Raw genomic sequence first — 911 nt, 5'->3', positions numbered from 1 at the left:
TGCCGAGGCGGAGTCCGAGGAGGTCGCGCAGCCCTGGCGCAGGGACGCGAGCCGCACGCGCGCGGCGCGGGCGCGCACGCCCGCGCAGCCCGACGCGCCGCGTCTAGGGGCGCGCCTGCGCCGCGGCGCATCGCGCGGCACCGAGGTCGCGGCGGACCAGATCGGCAACGTCACGCTCCGGCTCCAGGCGAGGCTCAAGGAGCGCGCGGCGGCGCAGCGACGCCTGTCGGCGCTCGTCTGGGCTCGTCGCGCCGGCTACGTGGTCGTCGCGGCCCTGCTCGGGTGGATCGTGCTCGCGTCCCCCGTGCTCGCGCTCGACCCGACGCAGGTGGAGGTGACGGGCTACGGCACCGTGGTCGACGCCGAGGATGTCGAGGCCGTGGTCGCCATCCACGAGGGGCAGTCGCTCGCGACGCTCGCCTCGTCCCGCCTCGCCGACGAGCTGAGGGAGGTCCCCGGCGTCCGCGATGCCACGGTCGAGCGGATCTGGCCTCGCGGGCTCCTCATCACCCTGACGTCGCGCGAGCCCGTGGCCGCCGTGCCCAACGAGGACGGCGGCTACGACCTGCTCGACGCGGAGGCCACGCGCGTGGGGCACGCGGACGACGCTCCGGAGAAGCTCCCCGTGGTGCAGGTGCCCGTGGGCGAGGGGACGCAGCGCATCCTCGACTCGGTGCTCGGCGTGGTGAACGAGCTGCCGGTGAAGCTCCGCAACCGCGTCCAGGACGTCAGCGCGAGCACGGAGGACACCGTGACGTTCGTGCTGAGGAACGGTCCCGAGGTGAAGTGGGGGAGCGCCGAGGACTCGCGGCTCAAGGCACGCGTCCTCCAGGTGCTGCTCGAGTCGGGCGAGGCGAAGGGCGCCACGGCCATCGACGTGTCCGCGCCGACGCTTCCCACCGTGACCACCG

At 74.8% G+C, this 911-nt stretch carries 1 protein-coding gene; it reads left to right on the top strand.

The window, feature by feature from the left end:
- A partial coding sequence (locus AOM00_RS15105) for a cell division protein FtsQ/DivIB (protein WP_156159222.1) occupies positions 1–911 on the top strand: 911 nt, incomplete at both ends.

Source organism: Demequina gelatinilytica (assembly GCF_000971115.1).
GTDB classification, from domain to species: Bacteria; Actinomycetota; Actinomycetes; order Actinomycetales; family Demequinaceae; genus Demequina; species Demequina gelatinilytica.
This window is presented reverse-complemented; position numbering and strand designations above follow the sequence as displayed.